The following is a 4181-nucleotide window of genomic DNA, read 5'->3' as shown; positions in this document are numbered from 1 at the left end:
TACTTGTACTTGACGAGCAGCCGTTTGACCGACGAGCGGAGCTTGGCACGCACGTCGTCACGCACGGTCCAGTCGGTCTTGACATCACGGCGCATGACCGCGACCAGCTCACGGGCGATCTGGGCGAGCACGTCATCGCCCTGGAGCTCGACGGCCGACTCGTTGGTGCTGACCGCGTCGTAGAACGCCAGCTCGTCGCCGGAGAGCGGTGGGCTGAAGTGCTGGCCGCGGTTGCCCTCGGCGGCGACCTCCTTGGCCAGTTCGATGAGCTCGGCGATCACTTCGGCCGAGGTGAGCTGCTGGTTGGTGTACTTCCGCATCAGTTCGGCGATGCGCTCGGAGAACGCCCGCTGGCGCACCAGGTTGTGCCGCGAGACCTGGCCCGACTCCTCGACGAGAAGTGCCCGCAGCGCCTCGATCGCGAGATGCGGGTTCGCCGCTGACTGTGCCTTGACGTGGAACTCCGGCCCCAGGTCGGAGAGCGACGGCTTCGGCAGGCCGGCGGCCTCGTAGATGTCGATGATCTCGCCGGACTCGGTCGAGGTCGCGACCAGCGCGGCGAGCATCCGCTGGATCTCCTCCGGTACCGCTTTGCCCTCGGCCTGCCGCTGCTGGGCGTCGAACTTGCCCATCCAGACCCGGACTTCCTCGTAGAACCTCGCCGTGGAGCGTAGGTGCTCGAGAGTCTGGCTGCCCGAACACAGCGCCCACGCCCGGGCCAGTTGGTTGGACAGTGTGCGGAAGCGGTCGCCGATGGTCTCCTCGCCTTCCGCCACCTGGTTGCCGGGGGTGGTCGGGGAGCGCAGGTAGTTGGTGAGTCCATAGACAGCCTTGACCCAGCTTTTCTGGGCACCGGTCAGCTGCTTCCGCCACGGATAGCCGGCGCACAGCTCGTCCAGGGAGGCTATGAGCGTGGTGGTGAGGTCGACGGCCTCGTCGATGCTCTTGCCGACCGGCTTCCTGGCCCGGTCGGTTTCGGTGTATTCGGCGAGCGCCCGGCTCAGATTGTCAACCAGGGGGGCGAAGGCGACGAGCAGCCCGTCCGGCTTGCCGCGGAAGGTGCGGTTCACCCGCGCCAGCGTCTGCATCAACAGGGCGCCCTTGAGCGGGCGGTCGAGGTAGAGCGTGTGCAGCGGTGGCGCGTCGAAGCCGGTGAGCATCATGTCCTTGACGGTGACGATCTGCAGTTCGTCCTCGGCGTCACGCAGCCGCTTCTGGATGGTCTTGTTCTGCCCCTCGCGGCGGACATGCTTCGCCACCGGCATGACGTCCTGCACCGAGCCGGAGTACACGACCTTGATCACACCCTTGTCGACGGCGTCGTGGTGCCACTCCGGCCTGAGCGTGACGATCTCGTCGTAGAGGCGGGCGCAGATCTCGCGGGTCGCGCCGACGATGAACGCCTTGCCCGGGGAACCGATGAACTTGCGCATCTCCCCCGAGCGGGCCGCCCAGTGCGTGACGATCTCGCCCGCGAGCGAGGCCAGCCGGGCCGGCGCCCCGTACACGGCGTTGATGACGACGACCGATTTCTCGATCTTCGCCCGCTCCACCTCGTCAAGCCCGGCCGTGGCCTCGTCGGCGGCCCGGTCGAGATCTTCCTCACTGACGTCCTTGGCCAGGGCGACCTTCGGCAGCCGCGGTTCGAAGTAGACGGGGACGGTCGCCCCGTCCTCGACGGCCCGGGTCAGGTCGTAGATGTCGATGTAGTCGGCGAGTAATGGTTCAGCGGCGTGAACGGGGTGCCGTAGTGAGCGGTGATCCCGTCGCTGATCACCGTCACGACGGCGAACCGGAAGGCCATCGGGAACTCACGCAGGTAGGTCGCCAACTGGGCGTGCGCGGCGTCGAGGTCGGCCTTGGCAGACCCTGCCCGGTGAGCATCGCCAGGCAGAGCCAGGTGACGAGCTCGTCCAGCGAAACGCCCTCCGGCACGCTTAACGCCGGTGCGTCGAGATTCGCCTCCGCGTTGTTGCCCCGGCCGGTACGCGCCAGCCACGCGACGATATCTTCGCGCAGGAATCGTTCTATTCCGCCGGAGGTCTCCACCGGGTCGGGAAAGGGCAGGTGCTGACCGCGTACGCGCGGGCGGCTACGCCACATGCTCACGACCGGACGACGAACCCGCGCCAGATCCGCGACGTCCTGCAGCGCCATAGTGGCCCCAGCGCTCTCCACCGCGTACCTCCCCTGATCGCTCCGGCGACTCACAGGCTACTGGGAAGCATCTAGTCGTCGACTCCATCGAGTGATAAGCCGGTTTATCAGTTCCCCCTGATGACTTTTGGAGTGCCCTGGCGCACGGTGATCTCCGTCCGGGCCGCCTCGGTCCGCGGCTTCCGCGGCATCGGCCCGACGAAGACGCTCAACCTGCGGCCCGGCCCCGGCGGATCCAGGTGGCTGGCCACGCGTCGGTCGTATCCTCAATGGGTGAGTACTCTGCGGGACGAGCTGCACAGTCTGATCGACCGCCTGCCCGAATCGCACGTGGCGCCGATCCTGGCTCTCGTGCGCGAGAGCGCGCCCGCCGAGAGCGGCGGCGACGAGTGGCCACTACCGGATTTCGTCGGTGCGTTGGCCAGCGGCAAGGGCGATCTCGCCGCCCATTCGGCTGAGATCCTGCGCGCGGAACTGGGGCGCGACCCCGAGTGATTGTCTGGGACACCGGGCCGCTGATCGCCGCCGCCGACACCGACGACGAGCACCACGCCCGCAGCGTCGCTCTCATGCGGCGCACGCCCCGGCCGCTACTCGTTCCCTATCCCGTCCTGACCGAAGTCTGTTTCATGCTCGAACGGGAGAAAGGCACCCGCGCCGAAGCCGCGTTCCTGCGCTCCATCAGCACGGGACAGATCAGCCTGGTCCCGCTGGCTCGCCAAGACCTCGCCCGGATGGTCGAACTGGTTGAAAAGTACAGCGACTTCCCACTCGGCGCCGTCGACGCCTCCGTTCTCGCGATCACCGAACGGCTCGGCGCCGACGCCATCGCAACCCTCGACCGGCGACACTTCTCCGTCGTCCGCCTCACGAGGCCGGTCGCACTGCTGCCATGAGGCGCTGATGGCGCGTTCGCCGGCCTTGAAAGCGGCCAGCGATCCGGACGGACGGGGCAAGGTGGTCGTCGCTCATCCACCGAATCCGGACGACAGATAGGGCAGGCCACAGTTGGGCACCGTCGCGGTGGGGGCTGTCAACTGCCGCAGCTTGAGTATGCGGTATGATGCATGAGTGAACTTGAAGCAGTGGGCTGAGCGTGAGGGCGTGCATCACGTCACCGCGTACCGCTGGTTTCGAGAAGGCACGTTGCCGGTACCTGCCCGGCGGGTAGGTCGGTTGATCCTGGTGGAGCCGGAAGCCGTCGAACGGCCGACCGGGCTGACCGCGGTGTACGCCCGGGTGTCGTCGGCGGACCAGAAGGCCGACCTAGACCGGCAGGTCGCCCGGGTGACCGCCTGGGCGACCGGGCAGAACCTGCCCGTCGGCAAGGTCGTGACCGAGGTCGGCTCCGCACTCAACGGCCACCGCCGCAGGTTCCTCGCGCTGCTGCGAGACCCGGATGTGGCCACGATCGTCGTCGAGCACCGCGACAGGTTCGCCCGGTTCGGCGCCGAATACGTGGAGGCCGCGCTCGCCGCACAGGGCCGCCGGCTGCTCGTCGTCGACCCGGCAGAGGGTGACGACGACCTGGTCCGCGACATCACCGAGATCCTCACGTCGATGTGCGCCCGGCTGTATGGCCGCCGGGCTGGGGCGAACCGCGCCCGGCGCGCGGTCGCCGAGGCGACGAAGGATGGCCCGGCGTGAAGACGTTGCAGGCGTACCGGTTCGCGCTCGACCCGAACGCCGCCCAAGCCGCGAACCTGCATCGCCACGCGGGGGCGGCCCGGTTCGCCTACAACTGGGGTCTGGCCCGTGTGCAAGCGGCGCTCGCGCAGCGCGAGACCGAACGGTCCTACGGCTTGTCCGGCGACCTGCTCACTGCGGTGCGGTGGACCCTGCCCGCGTTGCGGCTCGCCTGGAACGCCGCCAAGCGGGACGTCGCCCCATGGTGGGACGAGTGCTCGAAGGAGGCGTTCTCCGCCGGGCTCGACCAGCTCGCCCGCGGGTTGAAGAACGTCACCGACTCCCGCAAGGGAAAGCGGAAGGGCCGGCGGGTCGGGTTCCCCCGGTTCACGAAGCGC

5 protein-coding genes and 1 pseudogene are annotated in these 4181 nt (G+C 68.3%); 4 read left to right on the top strand and 2 right to left on the bottom strand.

Features of this window, described 5'->3' with window-relative positions:
* Together MJ783_RS18105 and MJ783_RS18100 are read right to left on the bottom strand one after the other, a co-directional pair.
* Positions 1-1721, bottom strand: a pseudogene (locus MJ783_RS18105) (type I restriction enzyme endonuclease domain-containing protein); the annotation flags it as partial.
* 58 nt (positions 1722-1779) lie between these two features.
* Positions 1780-2157, bottom strand: a complete 378-nt coding sequence (locus MJ783_RS18100) for a hypothetical protein (protein WP_239311844.1) — start codon at positions 2155-2157, stop codon at positions 1780-1782.
* A gap of 120 nt (positions 2158-2277) precedes the next feature.
* Between MJ783_RS18100 and MJ783_RS18095 the strand changes: the two genes are divergently transcribed.
* The 4 genes from MJ783_RS18095 to MJ783_RS18080 all read left to right on the top strand — a co-directional run.
* Positions 2278-2652, top strand: coding sequence for a hypothetical protein (locus tag MJ783_RS18095; RefSeq protein ID WP_239311842.1), 375 nt, complete (start codon positions 2278-2280; stop codon positions 2650-2652).
* Positions 2649-3053 carry a type II toxin-antitoxin system VapC family toxin gene (locus tag MJ783_RS18090; RefSeq protein ID WP_239311840.1) on the top strand — a complete coding sequence of 135 codons (405 nt, stop codon included), beginning with the start codon at positions 2649-2651 and terminating at the stop codon, positions 3051-3053. Before MJ783_RS18095 ends, MJ783_RS18090 begins: the two co-directional genes overlap by 4 nt.
* A 175-nt stretch (positions 3054-3228) precedes the next feature.
* Positions 3229-3804: an IS607 family transposase gene (locus MJ783_RS18085; RefSeq protein WP_239311838.1), complete on the top strand. Its 576-nt coding sequence runs from the start codon at positions 3229-3231 to the stop codon at positions 3802-3804.
* On the top strand, positions 3801-4181 hold a 381-nt coding region (locus tag MJ783_RS18080), incomplete at its 3' end, for a helix-turn-helix domain-containing protein (RefSeq protein ID WP_239311836.1). The genes MJ783_RS18085 and MJ783_RS18080, both read left to right, overlap by 4 nt.

Origin of the sequence: Protofrankia sp. Cj3, from assembly GCF_917627355.1 — a bacterium.
Classification (GTDB): Bacteria; Actinomycetota; Actinomycetes; order Frankiales; family Frankiaceae; genus Protofrankia.
The sequence above is the reverse complement of the archived record's forward strand: the minus strand, read 5'-3'. Positions and strand labels throughout refer to the sequence as shown.